General features: G+C 66.8%; 2 protein-coding genes and 1 pseudogene. 2 read left to right on the top strand and 1 reads right to left on the bottom strand.

Annotated features, from left to right (window positions below):
- Together KUM38_RS27390 and KUM38_RS27385 are read left to right on the top strand one after the other, a co-directional pair.
- Positions 1-491: transposase (locus KUM38_RS27390; protein WP_217132963.1), on the top strand; the 491-nt coding region annotated here is incomplete at its 5' end.
- Positions 492-529: 38 nt separating this feature from the next.
- Positions 530-1228 (top strand): annotated as a pseudogene (locus tag KUM38_RS27385) (IS256 family transposase); the annotation flags it as partial.
- 81 nt (positions 1229-1309) lie between these two features.
- On the opposite strand, the gene KUM38_RS27380 reads toward KUM38_RS27385, so the two are convergent.
- Positions 1310-2293 carry an IS110 family transposase gene (locus KUM38_RS27380; protein WP_254397833.1) on the bottom strand — a complete coding sequence of 328 codons (984 nt, stop codon included), beginning with the start codon at positions 2291-2293 and terminating at the stop codon, positions 1310-1312.
- Positions 2294-2494 lie beyond the last annotated feature (201 nt).

The raw sequence follows: 2494 nt of genomic DNA, 5'->3' as shown, positions 1-2494 counted from the left end.
AAGAGCTCGGCTATCCGGGAGGCGAGTTGGCCGTCCAGCGCCACCTGCGGCGCTACCGGACCGGACGCGGACACGCACCCGTCCCAGGACCCAAGCCTGCGTCGGTCCGCGAGGTCACCTCCTGGATCATGACCCACCCCGAGCACCTGCGGGCCGAGGACGCCGACAAGCTGCACCGGCTGCGTGAGCGCGATCTGGAACTCGACCGGCTCACCCTTCACGTCAGGAAGTTCGCCGCGATGATGACCGGCCGCCACGGCGACCGCCTCGAAGACTGGATCACCGACGTCGAACGAGACAGCCTGGCTCCGCTTGCGGGCTTCGCCCGCAACCTCCGCCGCGACTTCGACGCCGTCCGCAACGGACTGTCCCTGCCCCACAGCTCCGGTGCCGTCGAGGGCAACATCAACCGACTGAAAATGCTGAAACGCCAGATGTTCGGCCGCGCCAGCCTCGATCTCCTTCGCAAACGCGTCCTGCTCACACGATGAGTCCCAACCCACCGGATCACAAGATCGTCGACAGAACCAAGATTCGCGATGGCAAGGTCGCCAACCGGCCCATCTACGTCGCGATGGCCGTCGCCGTCGAGGGCACCCGCGACATCCTCGGCATCTGGGCCGGGGACGGTGGCGAGGGTGCCAAGCACTGGCTCCAGGTCTTCACCGAGCTCAAGAATCGCGGCATTGAGGATGTCCTCATGCTCGTCTGCGACGGACTGAAGGGCCTGCCCGACGCCGTCGAGACAGTCTGGCCCCGAACTGTCGTCCAGACATGCATCGTTCACCTCATTCGCAACAGCATCCGCTACTGCGCCCGCCAGGACTGGGACAAGGTCGCCAAGGATCTCAAGCCCGTCTACACCGCGCCGAGCGAGGCCGCCGCAACCGAGCGGTTCCTGGAGTTCTCGGAGAAGTGGGGCAGCAAGTATCCGGCCGTGATCAAGCTGTGGTCCGACGCCTGGGCCGAGATGGTGCCCTTCCTCTCCTTCGACGTCGAGATCCGCAAGGTCATCTGCAGCACGAACGCGATCGAGAGCGTGAACGCCCGCATCCGCAAAGCGGTCCGGGCCCGCGGGCACTTCCCGAACGAGGCCGCCGCGTTGAAGTGCGTCTACATGGCGCTGATGAGCCTGGACCCGACCGGCAAGGGCCGGCGCCGCTGGACGATGCGCTGGAAGGCGCCACTGAACGCCTTCCAGATCGCCTTCGAAGGACGCCTCACCCCACCACCAGCCACTGAACCTCAACAACAAAGATCAGCCGTTGACTGGACACACCCAAAAACGGCACTGATGCCCCTATGGATGTCAAGTAGCGGTTGCGGTATGTGCGGGACTCGGAGTGGCGAGAAGCCGGTGGATCTCCCGTGCGATGTAGCGTTTGAGGCAGCGGATGACTTCTCGGCGCGTCTTGCCCTCGGCAAGGCGTCGCTGCAGGTAGTTCCGGGTGCCGTCGTCCCAGCGCAGGCGGCTGAGGACGATCCGGTAGAGGGCGGCGTTGGCCTGGCGGTCGCCGCCGCGGTTGAGCCTGCGGCGCTGGGTCTTGCCGGAGGACGCTTCGACCGGGCTGGTGCCGCACAAGGCAGCGAAAGATGCCTCGCTGGTGAGGCGTTCAGGGTTGTCACCTGCGGCGATGAGCAGGGCTGCGGTGCTGTCCGGGCCGACGCCGCGTGCGTCGAGCAGACCGGGCGAACTCGCCTTGACGGCCTCGGTTAGCCGTTGGTTCAGGTCGTCGATCTCTTCGGTCAGGTGCTGGATTCGGCGGGCCAGCAGACGCAGGGTGTGCCGGGCAGCTGTAGCAGGCCCGGTCGCGTCCAGAGCTTCCAGTGCGGCGCACCGCTTGATCAGGTGCGGGTTGGTCAGGCCGGCCAGGGCCTCGCGCAGGGCGGAGTCGGCGCAGACCAGGACGCTTTTGGGCTGGTTGATGGCCTGGGTGCGGGACTTGATCGCCGATCCCTTGGCGAGCTTGAACAGCCGCAGCATCTCCACCGGGCCGTCGCTCGTCTTGGCCGTGACGGTGGCGCGCCCGGACAGCACGGCGCGGGCGGCGGCTTCGGCGTCGACGGCGTCGGTCTTGCCGTGGCGTCGGCGGGCGGCCTTGTCCGGCTGGTTGACCTCCGTGACCTCGATCCCCTCGGCGTGCAGGTGGCGGGTCAAGGCCGCTCCGTAGGAGCCGGTGCACTCGACGCCGGCACGTCGCACCACTCCGGACGAGCGTGCCCAGGCGAGGAGTTGACGGTATCCCTGCGCGGTCGCCGGGAAGCTCCGGCCGTCCAGGGCGGCACCGAGCATGGTGATGACAGCCGCGGCGTGAACGTCCTTGTGGGTGTCCACGCCGAGCAGAACCTCCTCAGCGGCGTCGGCCGGGATGTGACACGGGGCAGCGGATTGCGTAAGAAGCCGTATCTCAACCGAACGTGATCCCTTGATTTCTGCTGGTCAGGAATGGTTTCGCTCGGGTTGAGGGAGGCATGCCGACGTCTTGTATCCGCT

The organism is Streptomyces sp. AC558_RSS880, from assembly GCF_019049255.1.
Classification (GTDB): Bacteria; Actinomycetota; Actinomycetes; order Streptomycetales; family Streptomycetaceae; genus Streptomyces.
The sequence above is the reverse complement of the archived record's forward strand: the minus strand, read 5'-3'. Positions and strand labels throughout refer to the sequence as shown.

What these genes read in the sequence shown, in the direction of transcription:
- KUM38_RS27380 (WP_254397833.1), bottom strand. Translation starts at nt 2,293, where the DNA reads ATGCTCGGTGCCGCCCTGGACGGCCGGAGCTTCCCGGCGACCGCGCAG.